Annotated in this window: 16 protein-coding genes; 8 read left to right on the plus strand and 8 right to left on the minus strand. The window is 74.3% G+C overall.

Translation table 11 applies throughout. From position 1 onward, the window contains the following. Positions 1 to 83: 83 nt before the first annotated feature. From ACFVYI_RS28360 to ACFVYI_RS28375, 4 genes are all read left to right on the plus strand, one after another. On the plus strand, positions 84 to 6419 hold the full coding sequence (locus tag ACFVYI_RS28360; RefSeq protein WP_387890689.1) for an amino acid adenylation domain-containing protein: 6336 nt from the start codon (positions 84 to 86) through the stop codon (positions 6417 to 6419). A gap of 64 nt (positions 6420 to 6483) precedes the next feature. Next, complete coding sequence (locus ACFVYI_RS28365) at positions 6484 to 6708, plus strand: MbtH family protein (protein ID WP_387890692.1); 225 nt, start codon at positions 6484 to 6486, stop codon at positions 6706 to 6708. After that, on the plus strand, positions 6705 to 7505 hold the full coding sequence (locus ACFVYI_RS28370) for a thioesterase II family protein (RefSeq protein ID WP_387890694.1): 801 nt from the start codon (positions 6705 to 6707) through the stop codon (positions 7503 to 7505). The genes ACFVYI_RS28365 and ACFVYI_RS28370 overlap by 4 nt, the downstream gene beginning before the upstream one ends. Next, a complete protein-coding gene (locus ACFVYI_RS28375) occupies positions 7502 to 8476 on the plus strand; it encodes an aldo/keto reductase (protein ID WP_387890697.1) in 975 nt (324 codons plus the stop codon). The genes ACFVYI_RS28370 and ACFVYI_RS28375 overlap by 4 nt, the downstream gene beginning before the upstream one ends. 30 nt (positions 8477 to 8506) lie before the next feature. On the opposite strand, the gene ACFVYI_RS28380 is transcribed toward ACFVYI_RS28375, so the two are convergent. The 3 genes from ACFVYI_RS28380 to ACFVYI_RS28390 form a co-directional block, all read right to left on the minus strand. Then, complete coding sequence (locus ACFVYI_RS28380; RefSeq protein WP_387890699.1) at positions 8507 to 9730, minus strand: MFS transporter; 1224 nt, start codon at positions 9728 to 9730, stop codon at positions 8507 to 8509. A 123-nt stretch (positions 9731 to 9853) separates the two neighbouring features. After that, entirely contained in the window at positions 9854 to 10492 is a 639-nt protein-coding gene (locus ACFVYI_RS28385; RefSeq protein WP_387890702.1) for an NAD(P)-dependent oxidoreductase, read from the minus strand. A gap of 79 nt (positions 10493 to 10571) precedes the next feature. After that, positions 10572 to 11501 (minus strand): EamA family transporter, encoded by a 930-nt coding sequence (locus ACFVYI_RS28390; protein WP_387890704.1) that lies wholly within the window; start codon positions 11499 to 11501, stop codon positions 10572 to 10574. Between the two features lie 98 nt (positions 11502 to 11599). Between ACFVYI_RS28390 and ACFVYI_RS28395 the strand changes: the two genes are divergently transcribed. Further along, entirely contained in the window at positions 11600 to 12097 is a 498-nt protein-coding gene (locus ACFVYI_RS28395) for a MarR family winged helix-turn-helix transcriptional regulator (RefSeq protein WP_387890707.1), read from the plus strand. Between the two features lie 34 nt (positions 12098 to 12131). Here the strand turns inward: ACFVYI_RS28395 and ACFVYI_RS28400 are convergent, their stop codons facing one another. Continuing rightward, on the minus strand, positions 12132 to 13067 hold the full coding sequence (locus ACFVYI_RS28400) for a methyltransferase domain-containing protein (protein ID WP_387890710.1): 936 nt from the start codon (positions 13065 to 13067) through the stop codon (positions 12132 to 12134). A 29-nt stretch (positions 13068 to 13096) separates the two neighbouring features. On the opposite strand from ACFVYI_RS28400, the gene ACFVYI_RS28405 reads away from it, so the two are divergent. Together ACFVYI_RS28405 and ACFVYI_RS28410 are read left to right on the plus strand one after the other, a co-directional pair. Continuing rightward, entirely contained in the window at positions 13097 to 14590 is a 1494-nt protein-coding gene (locus ACFVYI_RS28405) for a PLP-dependent aminotransferase family protein (protein WP_387890711.1), read from the plus strand. A 348-nt stretch (positions 14591 to 14938) separates the two neighbouring features. Continuing rightward, the gene (locus tag ACFVYI_RS28410; protein WP_387890713.1) at positions 14939 to 15979 is read left to right on the plus strand and encodes a glycoside hydrolase family 3 N-terminal domain-containing protein; all 1041 of its coding nucleotides are present in this window, start codon (positions 14939 to 14941) and stop codon (positions 15977 to 15979) included. 86 nt (positions 15980 to 16065) lie between these two features. Here the strand turns inward: ACFVYI_RS28410 and ACFVYI_RS28415 are convergent, their stop codons facing one another. Together ACFVYI_RS28415 and ACFVYI_RS28420 are read right to left on the minus strand one after the other, a co-directional pair. After that, positions 16066 to 17418: an MFS transporter gene (locus tag ACFVYI_RS28415; RefSeq protein ID WP_387890715.1), complete on the minus strand. Its 1353-nt coding sequence runs from the start codon at positions 17416 to 17418 to the stop codon at positions 16066 to 16068. Beyond that, positions 17415 to 17906, minus strand: coding sequence for a GNAT family N-acetyltransferase (locus ACFVYI_RS28420; protein WP_387890718.1), 492 nt, complete (start codon positions 17904 to 17906; stop codon positions 17415 to 17417). Before ACFVYI_RS28420 ends, ACFVYI_RS28415 begins: the two co-directional genes overlap by 4 nt. A 26-nt stretch (positions 17907 to 17932) precedes the next feature. Here ACFVYI_RS28420 and ACFVYI_RS28425 point away from each other — a divergent pair, with 26 nt between their 5' ends. Further along, positions 17933 to 18466: a CGNR zinc finger domain-containing protein gene (locus tag ACFVYI_RS28425; RefSeq protein WP_387890720.1), complete on the plus strand. Its 534-nt coding sequence runs from the start codon at positions 17933 to 17935 to the stop codon at positions 18464 to 18466. A 9-nt stretch (positions 18467 to 18475) separates the two neighbouring features. Here the strand turns inward: ACFVYI_RS28425 and ACFVYI_RS28430 are convergent, their stop codons facing one another. Together ACFVYI_RS28430 and ACFVYI_RS28435 are read right to left on the minus strand one after the other, a co-directional pair. Beyond that, positions 18476 to 19201 (minus strand): polysaccharide deacetylase family protein, encoded by a 726-nt coding sequence (locus ACFVYI_RS28430; protein WP_387890723.1) that lies wholly within the window; start codon positions 19199 to 19201, stop codon positions 18476 to 18478. Positions 19202 to 19281: 80 nt separating this feature from the next. Further along, positions 19282 to 20985 (minus strand): trypsin-like serine protease, encoded by a 1704-nt coding sequence (locus ACFVYI_RS28435; protein ID WP_387890726.1) that lies wholly within the window; start codon positions 20983 to 20985, stop codon positions 19282 to 19284. Positions 20986 to 21151: the final 166 nt, after the last annotated feature.

The raw sequence follows: 21151 nt of genomic DNA on the forward strand, positions 1-21151 counted from the left end.
ACAGACCGGCACCGTACCTGGAACAGAGACCTGGAACAGACCGGCCGCGGGATCCGCCGGACGAACAAGTGAGGAACTGAGACATGGCAATCACCGGATCGGAAAGCGTACCGGCGGGCCACCGGCACGCGGCCGACGGTACGGCCCTGACAGACCTGTTCCAGGCTCAGGTGCTGCGCCATCCCCGCCGCACGGCCGTCAACCACGGCGGCGACAGCCTCGACTACGCCGCACTCGACGCACGCGCCAACCGACTGGCACGCGTCCTGATCGCGCGCGGCGCGGGACCCGAACAGCTCATCGCCCTCGCCCTGCCGCGCTCGATCGACCTCGTCGTGGCCGTTCTCGCGGTCCTCAAGACCGGCGCCGCCTACCTCCCGCTGGACCTGCACCACCCCGAGGAACGGCTGGAGAGCATCCTGGAGGACGCCCGCCCGCTGCTCCTGCTCAGCCTCGACCCCCATGACCTGCGCGCCGCGACGCCACGACTGGTGCTCTCCGCCCCGCAGACCGCCGCGGAGCTGGCGCAACAGGACGCGACCGCCCCCACCGACGCGGACCGCACCGCCCCCGTGGGCCCGGACACGGCCGCGTACGTCATCTACACCTCGGGATCCACCGGCCGGCCCAAGGGGGTCGTGGTCAGCCACCGGAACGTGGTCCGCCTCTTCACCCACAGCACGTCCCACCTCCACTTCACCGAACAGGACGTGTGGAGCCTCTTCCACTCCTACGCCTTCGACGTGTCGGTCTGGGAGATGTGGGGCGCCCTCCTGCACGGCGGAAGACTGGTCGTCGTCCCCTACGACGTCAGCCGCACACCCGACCGCTTCCTCACCCTGCTCGCCGAAGAACGCGTCACGGTCCTCAGCCAGACCCCGTCGGCCTTCTACCCCCTGATCCAGGCCGACCGGGACCGGCCCGCCCAAGGAGACCGGCTGGCCCTGCGCGCCGTCGTGTTCGCCGGCGAGCCGCTCGACTTCGGGAAGCTGGCCGCCTGGTACGAGCGCCACGCCGAGGACGCACCGGTCCTGGTCAACATGTACGGCATCACCGAGACCACCGTCCACGTCACCTACACGGCGCTCACCCGGGACGACACCCTCGGCCGGCCCGCCAGCAGGATCGGCACCGCCCTCGCCGACCTGTCCACCTACGTCCTCGACGAGGCCCTGCGGCCCGTGCCGGCCGGAGTCCCCGGCGAGCTGTACGTCGCCGGGCCCGGCGTCGCGCGCTGCTACCTGAACCGGCCCGCCCTCACCGCGGAACGCTTCGTCGCCGACCCCTTCGGGCCCCCGGGCAGCCGCATGTACCGCAGCGGTGACGTGGCGCGCTGGAACGCCGAAGGCACACTGGAGTTCCTCGGCCGCGCGGACCAGCAGGTCAAGATCCGCGGCTTCCGCATCGAGCCGGGCGAGATCGAGTCGGTGCTCACCACCCACCCCGCCGTGCACCAGGCGGCCGTCGTCGTCCGCGAGGACCGCCCCGGCGACCAACGCCTGACCGCCTACGCCGTCACCGCCCCCCTGACCGGCGGGGCACCCGATGACACGGCCGCCGAGCGGGTCGGCGACTGGGCGAAGGTGTTCGACTCCCAGTACGTGCGCACGCGTTCCACCCCTGCCCCCGCCTTCGGCGAGGACTTCTCCGGCTGGCACGACAGCTACCTCGACGGCGCGCCCCTGCCCGCACCCCACATGCGGGAATGGCGCGACGAAACCGTCCGCCGCATTCGCTCCCTGCACCCCGAGCGCGTCCTGGAGATCGGCGTCGGCACCGGTCTGCTGCTGTCGCAGCTGGCTCCCGGCTGCCAGGAGTACTGGGGCACCGACGTCTCCCGGCAAGCCGTGGACCTGCTGCGCCGCGAGGTGGCGGCGCTGCCCGCCCTGGCCCCGAGGATCCGGCTGAGCTGCCGGGCGGCCGACACCGTCGGCGAACTGCCCGCCGGGCACTTCGACGTCGTCGTCCTCAACTCCGTCCTCCAGTACTTCCCGAGCCCCGGCTACCTCCACGACGTCCTGACGCAGGCCCTCGCGCTGCTCGCACCCGGCGGGGCCCTCTTCGTCGGCGACGTCCGTGACGCGCGCTCCCTGCGCTGCTTCACCACCGCCGTGGAGCTGCACCGCGCCGCTGCGGACGACGACACGGCCAGGCTGCGCCGCGCGGTGGAACGCGCCCTGACGCTGGAGGAGGAACTGCTCCTGGCGCCCGACTACTTCCACGCCTTCGCCCGTCGGCAGCCGTCGGTCGGCGCGGTCGACATCCAGGTGCGCCGCGGCCGCCACCACAACGAGATGACCCGCCACCGCTACGACGCCGTACTGCACAAGACGGCGACACCGCTCACACCCGGCCGGCACGACGCGACCCCCCGGCTGCGCCGGCCCGACATCGAGGACGCCCCGGCCGCCCTCACGGCGTACCTGCGCGAGCACCGCCCCGCGCACCTGCGGATGTCCGCGATCCCCAACCGGCGAACGACCCAGGAGGCCGCGGCCGCCCGGGCCCTCGACGAGGGAGCGACCCCGGCCGAGGCACTGGAGCTCCTGTCCGCCGCACCGCACGGGGTCGAGCCCGACGAGCTGTACGCACTCGGCGCGGAACTCGGCTACGCGGTGGCGGTCGCACCGTCGCCGACGGACGTGGACGCCGTCGACGTCCTCTTCTCCCGCGCCGGCACCACCCTGCAGGCGTACGAACCCGCCGACGACCTGGGCGCACCGGAGGCGTACGCCACCGGTCCGGCAGCGGCGCGCCACGGCCGGGGACTGACCACCGCCCTGCGCGCGTACCTGCGCGAACAGCTGCCCGACTACATGGTGCCGACGGCGATCGTGCTCCTGGAGCGGCTGCCCCTGACGGTCAACGGCAAGCTCGACCGGGCGGCGCTGCCCGCCCCGGCCGTCGAGGCCGGCTCCGGCCGCCCCGCGCGCACGGACCTCGAACGCGAGCTGTGCGAGCTGTTCGGCGAGATCCTCGGCGTCGCGGACATCGGCATCGACGACGACTTCTTCGCCCTCGGCGGTCACTCCCTGCTCGCCACCCGCCTCGTGGCCCGGGTACGTGCCGCGCGGGGCACCGAACTCCCCGTCCGCGCGCTCTTCGACAGCCCCACCGTCGCCCAGCTGGCCGACCGGATCCAGGACCGCGGGTTCGACACCGACACGCGTCCCGCGCTGCGACCGGCCGCCCGCCCAGGTACGCTGCCGCTGTCCTTCGCCCAGCGCCGCCTGTGGTTCCTGCACCACCTGGACGGACCGAGCCGGGCGTACCACGTGCCCTGGCTGCTCCGGCTGACCGGCGAACTGGACACCGGCGCGCTCCGCGCGGCCCTCCAGGACCTCATCGCCCGCCACGAAGTCCTGCGCACGGTCTTCCCCGACCAGGACGGCGAGCCCTGCCAGCGGATCCTCGACCCGGCGGACGCCCCTGCGGCCATGCCCGTACGGAGCGTCACCGACGACGCGCTGACCACCGCCCTCGCCGAGGCGATCGACCAGCCCTTCGACCTCGCCGGTGGCATTCCGCTGCGCGCCCACCTCTTCTCCCTCGGCCCGCACCGGCACGTCCTGCTGCTCCTGCTCCATCACATCGCCTGCGACGGCTGGTCCTTCGCCCCGTTGGCCGAGGACCTGATGGCGGCCTACGAAGTCCATGCCGGGGCCGTGCCCGTGGCCGGGACCGCTGCCACGCCCCCGGTCCCGGCCGGGACACCCGCCGGGGCCCGTGCCGACGACGCCCGTGCCGACGCACGGCCCGGGCCGCCCGTGCAGTACGCCGACTACACGCTGTGGCAGCGCGACCTCCTCGGCGACCCCGGTGACCCGGCCGGCCGGCTGGCCCGCCAACTCGCCTACTGGCGGCAGGAGCTCAGCGGTCTGCCCGCGGAACTGGACCTCCCCGCGGACCGCCCGCGCCCCGCGGACCCCACGTACCGGGGCGCGACGGTGCCGGTCGGCTGGGACGCGGAACTGCACCGCGCCCTGGCCGACCAGGCCCACCGCGGCGGCACCAGCCTCTTCATGGCGCTGCACGCCGCCCTGGCCGCCCTGTTGACCCGGCTGGGCGCGGGACACGACATACCCATCGGCTCACCCGTCGCCGGACGTACCGACCAGGCCCTGGACCGGTCCGTCGGATTCTTCGTCAACACCCTCGTCCTGCGGACCTCCACCGCCGGCTCCCCGAGCTTCCGGGAACTGCTCCACCGCGCGCGCGACACCGCGCTGGGCGCGTACGCGAACCAGGACGTGCCCTTCGAGTACCTCGTCGAGGACCTCAACCCCGCCCGCGCCATCGGCCGCCACCCGCTCTTCCAGGTGTCCCTGGCCCTGCAGAACGCCCCCGAGCCCCGCTGGACCACCCCCGGGCTGAAGATCGACAGCGAGCTCCTGCACCCCGGGGCGGCCCGCTTCGACCTGCTGCTCAATCTCACCGAGCAGCGGACGGCGGACGGCGAACCGGACGGGCTGACCGGATTCCTCGAATACAGCACCGACCTCTTCGACCGGGACACCGCCCTCGGCCTGGTCGCCCGGCTGACCCTCCTGCTCACCAGGGCGGTGGCCGCCCCGGACACGCCCGTCGAGGCCCTGGACGTCCTGACCCCCGAGGAGCACGACCAACTGCTGGCGGAGCGCACGCGCACCGACCGCCCCCGGCCCGCCACCACCCTGCCCGCCCTCTTCCGGGACCAGGTCGTCCGCACCCCGGACGCGACGGCCGTGATCTGCGACGGCGACCGTCTCACCTACGCCCGTCTCGACGCCCGTGCCGACCGGCTCGCCAGGCGCCTGAGCGCCGCCGGAGCGGGACCGGAGCGGCTCGTGGCCCTGGCCGTGCCCCGGTCGGCGGACATGGTGGTGGCCGTGCTGGCCGTACTGAAGACCGGCGCCGCCTACCTCCCGCTGGACCCGCGCCACCCGGCAGGGCGCATCGCCCTGGTCCTGGACGACGCGGCCCCGGTCTGCGCGGTCGCCACCGACGAGACGTCCGCACTGCTGCCCGACGGCCTTCCCGTGCTCCGCGTCGACGGCGGCCCGGCCGACGACACCCTCGCCGGCGGCCGGGGCCGGCCGCAGGCACCGCTCCCCGGCAACACCGCGTACGTGATCTACACATCCGGGACGAGCGGCCGCCCCAAGGGCGTGGCGGTCCCGCACTCCGCTGCTGTGAACCTCGCGCTCTGGGCCCGCGCCACCTTCGGGCGACAGGGTCTCTCCCGTGTCCTGGCCGCCACCTCACTGACCTTCGACGTCTCCGTCTTCGAGATCCTGTGCCCCCTGCTGTGCGGCGGCAGCATCGAGATCGTCCGCGATGTGCTGGCGGTGGCGGAGCGTCCGGCCGGACGGTGGACGGGCAGTCTGATCAGCGGCGTGCCCTCGGCCGTGTCCAACCTCGTCGGCCACCACGACGTGGACCTGAAGGCGGAGACCGTCGTCCTGGCAGGCGAACCACTGCCCGCCCACGTCGTCGCGGAACTGCGGACCGCCGTCCCCGGCGCCCGCCTCGCCAACATCTACGGGCCGACGGAGACGACCGTCTACGCCACGGCCTGGCTGGGCGAGGACTGCGGCCACCGCACTCCGCCCATCGGCCGCCCCCTCGACAACACGCGCGTCCACGTGCTGAACCGGCACCTCCAGCCCGTTCCGCCCGGTGTGGCGGGTGACCTGTACATCGCGGGCGCCGGACTCGCTCACGGATACCTCGGCCGCCCGGTGCTGACCGCGGAGCGCTTCGTCGCCGATCCCTTCGGCGGTCCGGGAGAGCGGATGTACCGCACCGGCGACCTGGTCCGTCGCCACCGGGACGGCTGCCTGGAGTTCATCGGGCGGACGGACGACCAGGTCAAGATCCGTGGATTCCGAATCGAGCCGGACGAGGTGGCGGCGGCCCTGGCCGACCACCCCGGCGTCGGCCAGGCGGCCGTGACCGTACGGGAGGACCGGCCGGGCGACCGGAAGTTGGTCGCGTACTACGTGCCGGGCCGCGGCACGCGGGACGTGGCGGCCCCGCGGCCGGCGCCCCGGCAGGAGGAACTGCGCACGCACCTGGAACGGACCCTGCCCGCGTACATGCTTCCCGCCGCCTTCGTCGAGCTGGACCGGCTGCCCCTGAACGCGAACGGCAAACTGGACCGCCGCGCCCTGCCCGCACCGGACACCGCGGGACACGGGGCGGGGCGGACCCCGCGCACGCCGGACGAGAAGGCACTGTGCGACCTGTTCGAGCAGGTTCTCGGGGTGCCCCGGGTCGGCATCGACGACAGCTTCTTCGAGCTCGGCGGGCACTCCCTGCTCGCCACCAAACTGGTCGCCCGCATACGGGCGGACCTCGATCCGAGCATCGGCGTCCGGGCCCTCTTCGAAGCGCCCACCGTGGCCGCACTCGCCGCGCGCCTGCACGCCGAGGAATAGCCGCACAGCGACACCGACGCACAGACGCGCCATTCCCGACTCCGGGAGAAAAGGAGGCAGAACCGTGCCGAACCCCTTCGAGGACCCGACGGGATCGTTCCTCGCCCTGGTCAACCACGAGGGCCAGCACTCGCTGTGGCCCGCGTCCGCCGAGGTGCCGGCGGGCTGGCACGCCGTGTTCGGCCCCGACAGCCGCGCCGCCACCCTGGAACACGTGGAGCGCACCTGGACCGACATGCGTCCCGCGTCCCTCCACGGCGACCCCCTGCCGGACGGGGAGCGGCCGTGACCCACCCCGCCGCGTTCCCGGTCCTGACGACGCTGAACGACCCGGCGGACGTGGAAGCGGACCTCGTGGTCATGCCGTTCGGTGGTGGCGGACCGTCGGTCTTCCTGCCGTGGGTACGGCGGGTACCGGCGACTTGGCGGCTTTCCGCCGTGTGCCTTCCCGGGCGTGGACACCGCTTCGTGGAGCCCCCGCACACCGACGCGGCAACGGCCGCGCAGGAGGTCGCCGCTGCCGTGCGGGCCCGCCTGGGCGCCACCGGCCGCCCCCTGGTCTACCTCGGCCACAGCCTGGGGTCCCTGCTCGCCCTGGACGTCGCCGCCCTGGTCGAGCCCGACCTGCTCTGCGTGGCGGGCTGCTCCCCTCCGCACCCGAGCAAACCCGCGGACCACGGCCGGTTCGACCCGGCCGAACTGGAGCGCACCACCCGGGCGTTCACTACGTCCCTGGGCCCGGCCGACCCGGCGCTGCTGGAGGAGATCATCGAGCTCACCTCCCCGGTCCTGCGGGCCGACCTGAAGCTGTACGACGGCCATCTGCCGCCCACCGCACCCCTGTCCTGCGACATCGTCTCCTACTACGGGGACCAGGACGACGTGCCCGCTCTCGCTTGGAGGCACCACACCACGGGGCGGGCGGCCGTCGTACGGATGCCGGGCGACCACTACTTCGTCCAGCGGTCGCCGGGCCCCCTGGTCGCGGATCTGCAACACCGGCTGAGCGCCGTCCGATCCGCCCGGTCCGTCCGATCCGCCCGGTCCCCGGGCTCCCGCCACGAGGTGGAGGCACCCGCATCATGAAGTACGCCAACCTGGGACGCTCGGGGCTGGTCGTCGGCCGCCTCGGTCTGGGCACCATGAACTTCGGCCCCCACACCCCGGAGCCCGAGGCGCACGCCATCATGAACCTGGCCCTGGACAAGGGCGTGAACCTCTTCGACACCGCCAACACCTACGGCGCGCAGCTGGGCGAGGGGATCACCGAGCAGATCATCGGCAACTGGCTCGCCGAGGATCCCGCACGTCGCGACCAGATCGTTCTGGCCACCAAGGTCTACGGAATGATGGGCCTCAAGCCCAACGCGGGCCGGCTGTCCGCCTTCCACGTCAGGAAGGCGTGCGAGGACTCGCTGCGCCGGCTCCGGACCGACCACATCGACCTGCTGCAGGTGCACCACATCGACCGGACCACACCGTGGGAGGAGACCTGGCAGGCACTGGACCTGCTGGTCGCCCAGGGAAAGGTGACCTACGTCGGTACCTCCAACTTCGCCGGATGGCACCTGGCCAGGGCACAGGAGCACGCCCGGCAGCGCAACACACCCGGCCCGGTCAGCGAGCAGTCCGTCTACAACCTCCTGGAACGCACCGTCGAGCTGGAAGTGCTTCCCGCCTGCCGCGACTACGGCATCGGCCTGCTCCCCTACAGCCCGCTGCACGGCGGCCTGCTGGGCGGAGCGGTGCGCCGCGGCACCGCTGACGGCCGCGCGGCGGAGCCCAAGTCGGGCAAGCAGCTGAAGCGGCACCACGATCGGATCGCGGCGTACGAGAAGTGGTGCGCCGACCTCGGTCTGCCGCCCGCCCAGGTGGCGCTGGCCTGGCTGCTGCACCAGCCGGGTGTCACCGCGCCGATCCTGGGCCCACGCGTGGCCGAGCAGCTCGACCAGGGCCTCGCAGCGCTGAAGATCTCCCTGGACAGGGGCCAGTTGAAGGAGCTCGACGCGCTCTTCCCCGGCCCCGGGGGGCCCGCCCCGGAGGCGTATTCCTGGTGAGAGGGCCCGCCGGGGCGTCGCCCGTCGGTATCAGCGGTGCTCGGCGGGGCTGCTGTCCACCGTCCGGCCGGATTCGGTCGGACGGTCCTGCTCCACGGGCGGCAGCATCCGCTCGGTGAACAGCGCCGCGAACGCGGCGACGGTCAGCAGCCCGCCCACCAGGAACGTGGCCCGCACGTCCCAGGCGGGCAGGATGAGGCCGCCGAGCAGCGCCCCGCCCGCGACCCCGGCGTTGTAGGCACCGGAGTTGGCCGCCAGGGCGATCTCGGTACGGCCGGGAGCGAAGCGCAGCATCTGGTTCTGCGTGGCCATGAACACCGGGCCGAGCGAGCCGCCCAGCAGCGCCAGGCACGCGACGGCGCCGGCCGGGCCGGTACCGAACGCGTACAGGCCCAGCATTCCGGCCGCCTGGGTGGCCACCGGAACGGCCAGGGTGCCGCGCGGGTAGCGGTCCTGGAGCGGCCCCGCGATCGCCACCCCGACCACGCCCGCGATGCCGGAGACCGTCAGCAGAGCGCTGACGGAGGTGTCGGAGAAGCCGCTCACGTCACCCAGGAACTTCACGAGGTACGTGTAGCCCGCGAACGCGCCCGTGACGGACAGGGTGGTGGTCACCAGCACGATCCCGAACCGCCGCTTGTCGGGTGCCGAACCGTAGGCCGCGTGCCCCTCCTCCGGACGGGACGTCGGGAGCAGAACGGCGATCGTGAGGAGGGAGACCAGCCCCAGCCCGGCCAGCACGACGAGCGGGACCTGCCACGCGCTCTGCTGGCCCAGCCACGTACCGAGCGGGACACCCAGCACCAGGGCCAGCGAACCGGCCACCGACAGCACCCCGATCACCCGCCCCCGGACGGCCGGTGGGAACAGGCCGACCGCCACCGGCCCCATCACCGCCCAGAACAGCGCCTGGGCGAGCGCGGTCACCAGCCGGGCGACCATCAGCAGCCAGTAGCTGGAGCCCAGCCCCGAGACCAGGCTGGACAGGACGAGCGCGGCCAGCAGCACGGTGAGCACATGGCGGCGCGGCATGGACCGGGTGGCGTGCGCGAGGGGCAGGGAGACCAGGGCGACGGTCAGCCCGTAGGCGGTGACCAGGTAGCCCACCGCCGAGAGTGACACCTGCACGTCGGCCGAGATGAGCTTGAGCAGCCCGATCGGCAGGTTCTCCGTGGTGTTGAAAGTGAACGCGGCCAGCATCAGGGCCGCGAGCACGGCCAGCCTGTGCCACTGAGCCGACGGTGCCGTTGCCATGCAGCCTCTTCCCGCTCGCCTACGTCGATCGCACTCCGACTGAACATACGCACAACTCTTCTGCCACGTGAACCACGTGAGGCCACATTGGCCGAGAAGGCTGTGCTGCGGGGGCGGGGCGGGTCAGTAGGCGACGGTGAAGCGGGTGCGGTGGTGGGCCGGGCGCTCTGCCTCGTCGAGGAGGGCGACGGCGAGGTCCTCCATGGAGATCGCCGAGACGCCGGCCCCGTCGACCACGAGCTCGTCGCGGCCGAGGCGGTAGCGGCCGGTGCGCTCACCCGGTTCGAGCAGCGCGGCGGGGCTGAGGTAGGCCCAGTCGACGTCGGTCGCGGCCCGGTGGAGGGCGAGCTGCTCGCCGCAGGCGAGGGCGATGGGGCGCCAGTCGGCCGGGAAGTCGGGGTCGTCGATGACGGTGGCGCCGTCGCCGCCGGGCAGGGTGAGGCTGCCCGCGCCGCCGACGACGAGCAGCCGCACGTCCGTCCCGGCCAGGCCGGCCAGCAGGCCCTTGGTGGCGACCGCCAGTTCCGGCTCGCTGCCGCGGGGCGGGCGGGTGGCACTGATCACCACGGACCGGTCGGCGGCGAGGCGGGTGACGTCCTCGGGGTTTCGGGCGTCGCCGGTGGCGATCACGGCGGCGGCCGGGAGCCCGTGCGGCCGGGCCGGGTCGCGCAGGACGGCGGTGACCTCGTGGCCGCGGGCGAGGGCCTCGGCCACGACCCGGCTGCCGACGTTGCCGGTCGCGCCGAAGACGGTGATGCGCATGGAACTCTCCAGTTTCTCGGGTGGTGCTGACGACATGGGTGCTTCTGCGGTGCGGTGCGGTGCAGGAGGGCGGGAGCGGTCAGGTCCGTACGGCGGGCTGCTCGGCCTCGGCCTCGGCCTCGGGCCCGGGGACCGGCGTCGGGGGCGTCGCGGGGCGGGGCCGCTGGGTCTGGGCGGCGACCAGCGAGCCGAGCACGATCACCGCGCCGAGCCCCTGGACGGGCGAGAGGTCCTGCCCGAGGACGAGCCAGCCGAGGGCGGTGGCCACCACCGGGCTGAGCAGTCCGAGGAAGGTGACGGAGGTCGGCGGCAACGCCCGGATGCCCCGGAACCAGAGCGCGTACGCCACGGCCGCGCCGATCAGGCCGAGGTAGCCGTAGCCGAGCAGGTTGTCGCCGGTGAGGTGGGAGGGCGGCGCGCCCTCCACGATCAGGGCGACGGGCACCAGCAGCAGGCCGCCCGCGGTGAGCTGCCACCCGGTGGTGGCGAGCAGCGGGGCCGGCGAGGTCCAGCGCTTGGAGAGGACGACGCCGGTGGCCATCACGACCGCGCCGCCGAGCGCGGCCGCGACCCCGAGGGCGTCGAGCTGGGCGTTGGCGCGCAGGACCAGCAGGCTGACGCCGACGATCCCGGCGATGCCGGAGAGGAGGGTGCGCAGCGAGAGTCGGTCGCCGAGCAGCCCGGCCGAGAGCCCGGCGGCGATCAGCGGCTGGACGGCGCCGACGGTGGCCGCGACCCCGCCCGGCAGACGGTAGGCGGCGATGAAGAGCAGGGCGAAGAACGCGCCGATGTTGAGCGCGCCCAGCACCAGTGAGCGCCACCACCAGCTGCCCCTGGGCAGTCGGCGGGTGACGGCGATGAGCAGCAGCCCGGCGGGCAGGGCGCGGAGCACCCCGGCGAGCAGCGGGCGGCCGGGCGGGAGCAGTTCGGTGGTGACGAGGTAGGTCGAGCCCCAGATGGCGGGGGCCAGGGCGGTCAGCAGCACGATTCCGAGTCGATTCCTTAGCACTAAGCCAATATATCTCAGCGCTAAGGCATCTGGGCGGCGTCGGCCGCGCTCGGCCCTGTGATGTACCTCACCGCTAAGGCATCGCTTAGGCTGGAGGGGTGGCAGATCACGTGGACCGGCTGGTGAAGCAGTGGGGCGCGGAGCGTCCCGACCTCGACGTCTCCCCGATGGAGGTGATCGGCCGGCTCAAACGGCTCACCCGCCTGGTGGAGGCCGAGCTCAAGCGGAACTTCGCCACGCACGACCTGGACGCCCCGTCCTTCGACGTCCTCGCCACCCTGCGCCGCAGCGGCCCGCCCTACCGCCTCACCCCCACCGGCCTGATGCAGTCCGCGATGGTCACCTCCGGCGCCATCAGCCAGCGACTCGACCGGCTGGAGGCCCGCGGCCTGGTCACCCGCACGGCCAGCGACTCCGACGGCCGCAGCCGGGAGGTCGCCCTCACCCCCGAGGGCTACGCCCTGGTCGACCGCGCGCTCCCCGACCACCTGGTGACCGAGCGCCGGCTGCTGGCCGGCCTCGACGAGCCGCAGACGGAGGCCCTGGTCGACGCGCTGCGCACGCTCCTCGCCGCCCTCGGGGACAGCGCGGAGTAGGGCCGGTGCGGCCCGTGGCGCTCGGGCCGACCGGTCACGGGTTGACGCCCACCGCCTTGAAGAAGGTGTAGTGGAAGGTCCCGCCCTCCTCCGCCGTGCGGCGCAGGTCGGCGACGCCTCGGTCGAACGCGGCCGCCGTGGTGAGCCCGGCCGCGAGCGCGTCGGCGCGCACGGACTCGACCATCGCGACGAAGGTCCGCCGGGTGAACCCCTCGACCAGCGCGGGGCGGCTGTCGTCCACGGACACGGTGAGCGGGCGGACGGCGACGTCCCGGAAGCCCACGTCCGCCAGCAGGGGGTGCAGCCGCCGGCCGAGCAGGGCGTCGCCGCCGGCGTCGGCCTGCAGGCGGACCAGGTGGTCGACGGTCGCCCGGGCGGCGGCGCTGTCCGGGTGGAAGAGGGTCGAACCGTGGTCGCCTTCGATCACCGTGATCGTGCCGCCCGGGCGCAGCACCCGCCGCAGCGCGGCCAGTGCGGCCGACGGGTCCGCCAGGTGCTCCAGCACGAAGCAGACGAAGAGATGGTCGAAGGAGTCGTCGGCGAAGGGCAGTTCGTGCAGGTCCCCGTGGTGCCACGTCACCCGGGCGCCGGGTGCCTGCGCGGCCACCCGGGCGCGGGCCTGGCCGAGCGAGTCGGCCGAGAGGTCGGCGGCGGTCAGCTCCGCCCCGGGGCTGGAGGCCAGCAGGTGGACGGTCTGCGCGCCGACGCCGCAGCCCGCCTCCAGGACCCGGCTGCCCGGCGGGTAGGCCGTCCCGGCGTGCAGCAACTCCGCGAGGGTGTCCGCCTGGTCGCCCAGCCGCCGCGCCTCGGCCGGCGAGTAGCCGTGCACGTAGGCGTGGTCGTCGGGTGGGTTTCCGGTGGTGGCGTGCGCGCCCTCGGTGGTGGGGTGGGGGGATCGGGTGCTCGTCGGTGTGATGCCGGTCGCTGCGGCTTCGGCGGTGGCGAGGGTTTCCGTGGTCTTCGTGGTCATGGCCCCACCCTGGCCCGCACAATGGACCGGTGAACAGGTCCAAAGAGACGCCGACTCAGAGGTCCATAACCGCCGGTGCGGACTTCTTGCAGCTCGCCGCCGCCGACGCCCCGCCCGGCCGCCTCGCCGACTGGCTGGCCCACCGCCTTCGGGAGGCCGTCGCGGACGGCCGCCTCCCGGCGGGCAGTCGGCTGCCCGCCACCCGGGTGCTGGCGGAGGAGTTGCGGATCTCCCGAGGGGTCGTCACCGAGGCCTACCGGCGCCTCACCGAGGAGGGCCGGCTCGCCGGTCGGGGGCGCGGCGGCACGGTCGTGCTCGACACACCCGCCCCGCCGGCCCCGCCGCCGTCCGTGCCGTCCGTGCCGTCCGCTTCGGAACCTGCCCTGTTCGAGGCCGCCCCCGTTCCCGCCTCCTTCGACGCGCTGCGCGCCGCCCCGGCCCGGATCGACCTCTCGCCCGGCGTCCCCGACCTCGCCGCCTTCCCCCGCGCCGCCTGGCTCCGCGCCGAGCGCGCCGTCCTCGACGGGCTCGCCGCCCACGAGTTCGGCTACGGCGACCCGCGGGGCACCGCCGCGCTGCGCGAGGCCGTCGCCCGGTGGCTGGCCCGCAACCGGGGCATCCGCGCCGACCCGGACGAGGTGCTGATCGTCGCCGGCGCCGCACAGGCCCTCGCGCTGCTGGGCCAGGTGTTCGGCCGGGCGGGCCTCACCGAGGTCGCCGTCGAGGACCCGGGCTCGCTCGGCACCCGGCAGCACCTCGGCCACTGGCTCCGCGCCACGCCCCCCGTCCCGGTCGACGCCGAGGGCATCCGGGTGGACGTCCTGCGCGCCACCGGCGCCCCGGCCGTGCTGCTCACCCCCGCCCACCAGTTCCCGTCCGGTGTGGTGCTGGGCGGTCGGCGCCGCCGCGAACTGCTGCACTGGGCCGGCGAGGGCGGCCTGGTGATCGAGGACGACTACGACGCCGAGCACCGCTACGACCGGCCGCCCGTACCGGCCCTGCGCGCCGTCCTCCCCGAGCAGGTCTGCTACATGGGCAGCATCTCCAAGCTGCTCGCCCCCGCCCTGCGGACGGGCTGGCTGCTCGTCCCGCCCCGCTACCGCGAGGACGCCCTCGCGGCCAAGCGCTTCGCCGACCTCGGCAACGCCGTGCTGCCGCAGCTCGTGCTGGCCCGGCTGATGGACTCCGGCGAACTGGAGCGGCACCTGCGCCAGCTGCGCCCACGCCACCGGCGTCGCCGGGACGCGATGATCGCCGCGATCGCCGCGCACCTTCCGGGTGCCGTCGTGCACGGTACGGCGGCCGGGCTGCACCTGATGGTCACCTTCCCGGCCGGCCTCGGCTGCACCGACGCCGAACTCGCCACCGCGGCGCTCGCGCACGGCGTCAAGGTGCAGCCGCTCTCCTGGCACGCCCAGCAGCCCCACCCGCCCGGGCTCGTGCTGGGTTACGCGGCCGGCACACCGGGCGAGATCGCGGACGGTGTCGCCGTCCTGGGCCGGCTGCTGCGGCGGTCGGGGTGACCGGTCGGGCGGTCGGGTCCCGTCCCGGTGGTCGGGCCGGGTCTCGATGCGGCCCTGGCCGACCGGAGCCCGACCGCAGACGGGGCGGGGAGCGGGCGAGGACCGGGCGAGGACCTGCGCGTCGCGCCGGGGCGAGGTAGCGTGGCGCATCGGACGCGGCCGTCACCCGGTCGCGCCCGGCGTCGTCCGTCCGCTCGCACCCCGTTCTCGGGAGGCCCGATGTCGTCGCTCCGGCGGAGCGCTCACATGGTGCTTCCGGCGCTGCTGCTGACCGCGTCGGCCCTCGTGCCGGCCTGCTCGGCGCAGACCTCCCACCGGCCGCCGTCCGTGACGGAGAGGACGATGCCCATGGTCACCGTCCCGGACCCGCTCGACGCCCTGGACTCCCGGCTGCTCGCCGGCCGGCGGATCGTGTACTCCTACCCCGGCCCCGTCCCGTCACCCGCCGTGCTCGGGGCGATCCGCGAGGGCCGGGCGGCCGGCGTCATCCTGTTCGCCGAGAACGCTCCCGATCAGGACCGACTCCAGGCGGCTGTCGCCCAGTTGCGCCAGGCCGCCGCGGAGGCGCCGGACCCTCGCCCGCTGCTGCTGATGACCGACCAGGAGGGCGGCCTGGTGCGCCGCCTGCCCGGCGCACCCGAACTCTCGGCCCGCCGGACCGGATCGGCGGCCGATCCGGTCGCCGAGGCCGCCAGGTCGGGCGCCGAAGCCGCCCGCACCCTCGCGGACGCGGGCCTGAACGTCAACCTCGCCCCCGTCCTCGACGTCTACGACGCCCCGGGCAACTTCATCGACCATCACGAGCGTTCCTACGGCCAGGAGCCGGCGTCCGTGGCCCGGTTGGGCAGCGCCTTCCTCACCGCCCAGCAGGGCCTGGGCGTCGCCGCCACCGCGAAGCACTTCCCCGGCCTCGGCTCCGCCGCCGGCGGGCTGAACACCGACGAACGCGCCGTCACCCTCCCCGTCCCGCTCGCCGAACTCCGCGCCCGGGGCGAGGAGCCCTACCGGGCCGCCATCGCCGCCGGCGTCCGCCTGGTCATGACCTCCTGGGCCGTCTACCCCGCCCTCGACCCGGACCGCCCGGCCGGCTTCTCGCCGGCCGTGGTCCAGGGCGAACTGCGCGACCGGCTCGGCTTCCGGGGCGTCACCGTCACCGACGCCCTGGAGGCGGGCGCCCTCACCCCCTACGGCGACGCCGGCGCCCGGGCCCTGGCCGCCGCCGGGGCGGGCATGGACCTGCTGCTCTGCTCCGGCCGCGACGCCGAGCAGGGCGAGGCCGCCGCCGCGGCCCTCGCGACCGCTCTCGACTCCGGCGGTCTCGACCGCGCGGCCTTCGTCGGCGCCGTCCACCGGATCGACGACCTCCGCGCCACGCTGGGCGGGAGCTGAGAGCCGCGGCGCGCAGGGCGGCGGGTCCGTGATTCCGCGGGGCGTGGGTCGGTGAGTGCTCGGTCGATCGGACGCCGTCACGGGTGTCAGCGGGGTCCGCTCGGGCGGGCGGCGGACGCGGCGGCTCCCCGCCGGTCGCGGCGCCCCGAGCGGGCGGTCGCGGCCAGGGCGAAGGCGGTCAGCGCGACCAGGAAGCCCCAGGCCGCCGCGAAGCCGTGCGTGGCATCCGTGATCAGGCCGAGGGCGGGTGGGACCAGCACGACGGCGACCTGGTTGGTGGCCATGGCCAGGCCGAGGGTGAGCCCCGTCCTGCCGGGCGGTGCCGACTCGACCACGTGGGCGACCCAGGGCCCGTACCAGCCGATGCCGAAGAATCCCAGCCAGCCGAAGAGCAGACCGGCCGCCACCGGCGCGTGCGCCAGGGGTGTCATCACCAGCGTCATCCCGGCGATCACGGCGGCCATGCAGGTCACCACCACGCCGTGGCGGCCGGACGGCCGGCGGTCGCTCCAGGCCGCCAGGCCGATCCGGCCGACCACGCCCGCCCCTTGGGCCACCACGAGGACGAGGGCCGCCCGGCCGGTGCCGAGTGACGTGGTGTCGTGGAGGTGGAGCACGGTGAGGACGCCGATGCCGCACTGCACCGAGACCAGGCCGGCCCCGGACAGCGAGATCCGCACCATGGACGGCTCGCGGAGCATCCGCAGCCGGACGCCGAGCCATGTGACCAGCCACGTGCCGAGCCGTGCGTCGCGCCGGCGGCCGGGCCGCGCTCCGGCCGCCGGCTGCGGCGCGCCGTCCCGCCGGGCCCGGCCGGGGGGCCGGCGGTAGAGGGCCACGAAGGCGATCGCGCCCGACAGCGCGACGAGCGAACCGGCCAGGAGCGCCACCCGTAGCCCGCAGGCCTCGGCGAGGACGGGCAGGCCGGCCGCGGCGAGGGCCCCGCCGAGTGGCAGCCCCGCCTGTCGAACGCCCATCGCGAGGCCCCGCCGGGACGGGTCGAACCACGACGCCACCGCTGCGCTCCCACCGGGCTGAGCGGTGCTGTACCCCGCGCCGACGACCAGCAGGGCGAGGAGCAGGGAGACGTGGTCCGGTGCGAGGCTGCCCAGGGCCAGCCCCGCGGCGACCACACCGGCGCCGACGCCGACGACCCGGCGCTCGTCGAAGCGGTCCAGCAGTTCCCCGGCCACGGGCAGCCCGACCAGCGGTACCAACTGGGCGGCGGAGAGCAGGAGTCCGAGCTGAGTGGCGCTCAGATCCAGCTCACGGCGGAGGACGACGCCCAGCGCCCCGATGCCCTGAACGAAGAAGCAGGTGGCCGCCTGCGTGTAGGTGGCGGTGCCGAGCACCACCCACCGGTACCGCCCCGTGGCGGGTGCCGGTGTCCGGAGGGCGGTGGCGGTCGGGGTGCCGCGGGTCGACGGCGTGCCCGTCACGGGCGCAGGTACAGCGCCGGATCGGGGTGGTCGACGAAGCCGAGTTCGCGATAGAGCGGCTCGCCCTCGGGGGAGGCGTAGAGGTCCACCCGGGCCACCTCGCGCTCCCGGAACCAGTCGAGCAGGCCCCGCATGATCGCGCGGCTGTGGCCGCGCCGCCGGTACTCGGGGGCGGTGACCACACCGATCACCAGCCCGACCCGGCCGTTGCGCAGATGGGGCCCGGGCAGCCGCTGCTCGACGGAGCCGATGCCACAGGCGGCGAGGCCGTCCTCGCCGTCCACGACCAGGATCCGCAGGGTGCCCGAGGCCGGTCGGTCCGTCAGGGTCGCAGCGAGCGCGGTCCGCCACTCGTCGCCACCGGCGGCCGGGTTGAAGTACTCCCCGCCGAGGGTCTCGAACAGGAGCGCCCGGAGGCGGACCAGCTCCGTGATGTCCTGCTCCACCGCTTGTCGTACGTCGGGCCCGTGCCCCGTGTGATGACTCATGCCGACCAGGGTGGTGTCATGGTCTTATGCATCTCAACCCTTACGGTGAGGACGCCGTGAAGCTGGCCGCCGCACTCGCCAACCACCGTCCGGAGAGCGCCGAGGAGCTCGCCACCCGGTGCCGCGTCGCCGGGTTGGTCGTGGAGCGTCCGGCCGCGGCTCAGGACCTCCGGCGAACCGCCACCGCCCTGGACGCCTGGGAGGCGGTGGTCGACGCCACCGACGGGCGGGAGCGTGCCGAGCTGCTCAACCGGATGCTGGCCGCCGCCTCCTCCCACCCCCGGCTGACCGACCACTCCGGCGACGGCTGGCACCTGCACTACCGCGACGACCGGCAGTCGCTCGGCGCGCTGCTGGCCTCCCTGATCGCCGTCGGAACCGCCCTGCACCTGGTGGGGCGGGGCATGCACCGGCTGGGGCGGTGCGCCGTGGCCGAGTGCAGCACGATCTTCGCCGACACCACCCGCACCGGGCGGCAGCGCTACTGCTCCCAGCGCTGCGCCAACCGTGACGCGGTCCGCCGGCACCGCGCGGGCCGGGCCGCCGGCCGCCCCCGGTGAGGTGTCACCTCAGGCGTCGAGCAGGGCGCGCAGGTCCAGGACGCGGTAGCCGCGGCTGCGGACGGCGTCGATGATCAGGGGGAGCGCCTCGGCGTCCAGACAGCGGGGATCGGGGCCCTCGTCCGGTGTGCCGACGTGGAGTTGGAGGATCGCGCCGGGCGTGAGCGCCGCGAGGGCGCGGTCGACGACCTCGGCGGTGGTCATCCCGCCGGCGGCGCCGAGGTAGCCGTTGGTGTCGGTGGTGAACTCGATGTCGGCGAAGCCGAGCGCGTTGACCTCGGCGATGCGCTGCGGCGTCGTCTCGCCGTAGGGGAAGCGGAAGAACGGCAGGGGGTCGGTGCCGGCGGCGCTGCGGATCGCGGCATCGGCGCGCAGCACCTCGGCCCGGGCCTGCCGGGCGTCGAGGTCGGTGAACCGGGGGTGGCTGTACGAGTGGTTGCCGAGCCCGTGCCCGGCGGCGGCCATCGCCCGTACCGCGTCCGGGTGTTGCTCGGCGTACCGGCCGGTGGGGAAGAAGGTGGCGGGCGCCCCGCGTTCGCGCAGGGTGGTCAGCACGGTGTCCAGGCCGGTCTCGTCCCAGGCGGCGTTGAAGGTCAGCGCCACGACCGGCTCCTCGGTCGGGATCCGGCGCACCTCCGTACCGAGCAGCGGCGCGGGCGGGCCCGCGGCGGGCCCGCCCGCGGCGAGGAGGAGGACGGCGACCACGGCGGCGACGGTCGTGCGGAGACGCTTCACCCCCGCCCAACGAGCCCGGCCCGCACGGGGGCACGCGCCGCGCCGCTGTCCGAGTGCCGCGCCTCTTCGGGGCCGTAGCGTCAGAGGGTCGCGAACACCTGGCCGGGCATGGTCTGCCAGCCGTGCCAGCCGTTCTGGTAGGAGAACCGGGCCATGGTGCCGTCGCTGCCCACACCGAAGACGTCGACGGTGTCGGCGGCGGCGTTGTAGACCGTGCCGACGGGATTGCCGGCGAACTGCCAATTGTCGGTCAGGATCCAGGTGTTCCAACCGTTGGTGCTGGTCCAGAAGGTGCGGTAGAGCTTGTGGTCCTTGCCGGTGGCGAAGAGTTCGAGGGCGTTGGTGGTGGGGTTGTGGACGATGGCGGGGGTGCCGGTGAACTGGGAAGCCGGGTTGATGGTGTGCCAGCCGGACCAGCCCTGGGCGTTGGTGTTGTAGGAGTGGGCCATGGTGCCGTCGGTGGTGAGGGCGAAGACCTCGGCCGTCCTGGTGTCGGGGTTGTAGACGGTGGTGGGGTTGCCGGCGAAGGTGGTGTCGCCGGTCAGGGTCCAGGCCTTCCAGCCGTCGGTCCGGGTCCAGGTGGTGCGGTAGAGGCTGCGGTCCTTGCCGGTGGCGAAGAGTTCGAGGGCGTGATTGTCGGGGTTGTGGACGATGGCGGGGGTGCCGGTGAACTGGGAGCCCGGGTTGATGGTGTGCCAGCCGGACCAGCCCTGGGCGTTGGTGTTGTAGGAGTGGGCCATGGTGCCGTCGGTGGTGAGGGCGAAGACCTCGGCCGTCCTGGTGTCGGGGTTGTAGACGGTGGTGGGGTTGCCGGCGAAGGTGGTGTCGCCGGTCAGGGTCCAGGCCTTCCAGCCGTCGGTCCGGGTCCAGGTGGTGCGGTAGAGCTTGGTGTCCCTGCCGGTGGCGAAGAGTTCGAGGGCGTTGGTGGTGGGGTTGTGGACCACGGTGGGGGTGCCGGTGAACTGGCTGCCGGGGTTGATGCTGTGCCAGCCGGACCAGCCCTCGGCATTGGTGTTGTAGGAGTGGAGCATGGTGCCGTCGCTGCCGAGGCCGAACACCTCGGCCGTCCTGGTGTCCGGGTTGTAGACGGTGTTCCGGCCTCCGCTCCGACCGGCGACCAGGGCGGACCAGGCGGAGGTGGTCTGACGGATCCAGCTCCCCAGATCGTCCACCCGGGTCTCGACGGCCCCATTGCGGGTCTCGGTGGATCCCAGGCAACCCTTCTGCCAGGAACGGCTGTTGACGGCTGCGAGTTCGATGCTGCCGTTCACCTCACGCAGGGCGGGACCACCGGCATCGCCCTTGCAGACGGCAGCGCCCGGGGCTGCCCCGGTGATGTCGACGGTGGTGCCGCCGACCACGCCGACGGTGAAGGCGGAGAAGTGCTGTCGCGTCGGCACCCACTCGGTCGCGGTACGGCCGTAACCGGCCACGCGCAGGGTCTCGCCCGGGGCGGGCGCGGTGGCGCCGAGGGCGAGGGGCGCGATGTCGGTGATCGGGGTGGCCAGGCGGGCCAGCACGAGGTCGCGGTCGGTGCGGGGGACGAGCTCGGCGATGTCGACGACGTGGCCGGTGGTCGCCGCGGCGAGGTCGGTGCGGCCGATGGTGGCCGTGGTCCTGAGCGCCGGCGCGCCGGCCGGAACGGAGGCGGGCGCCGCCGGGTCGGCGGCGAAGCACCCGGCGGCGGTGACGACCCAGTACGGGTCGACGAGGGCACCACCGCAGGCACGTTGGCCCTCGCCGATGTCGAGCTTGGCGGCGAAGGCGTAGGCACCGTCGGGCACTTGGTCACCGGTTGTGGCACCGGCCGACCCGCCGGTCAGCAGCCCACCGGCGAGCAGGGCTGCGGAAGCGAGAAGGCCGGCCGAGCGCGCGGAGCGTGGGCGTAAGCGGAGCATGACGTGTCGTCCCCCTGGGTGGGCGTGAGTCGGTTATGGTCCCTGCCGGTTT

The organism is Kitasatospora sp. NPDC058218 (genome assembly GCF_042882445.1).
Classification (GTDB): Bacteria; Actinomycetota; Actinomycetes; order Streptomycetales; family Streptomycetaceae; genus Kitasatospora.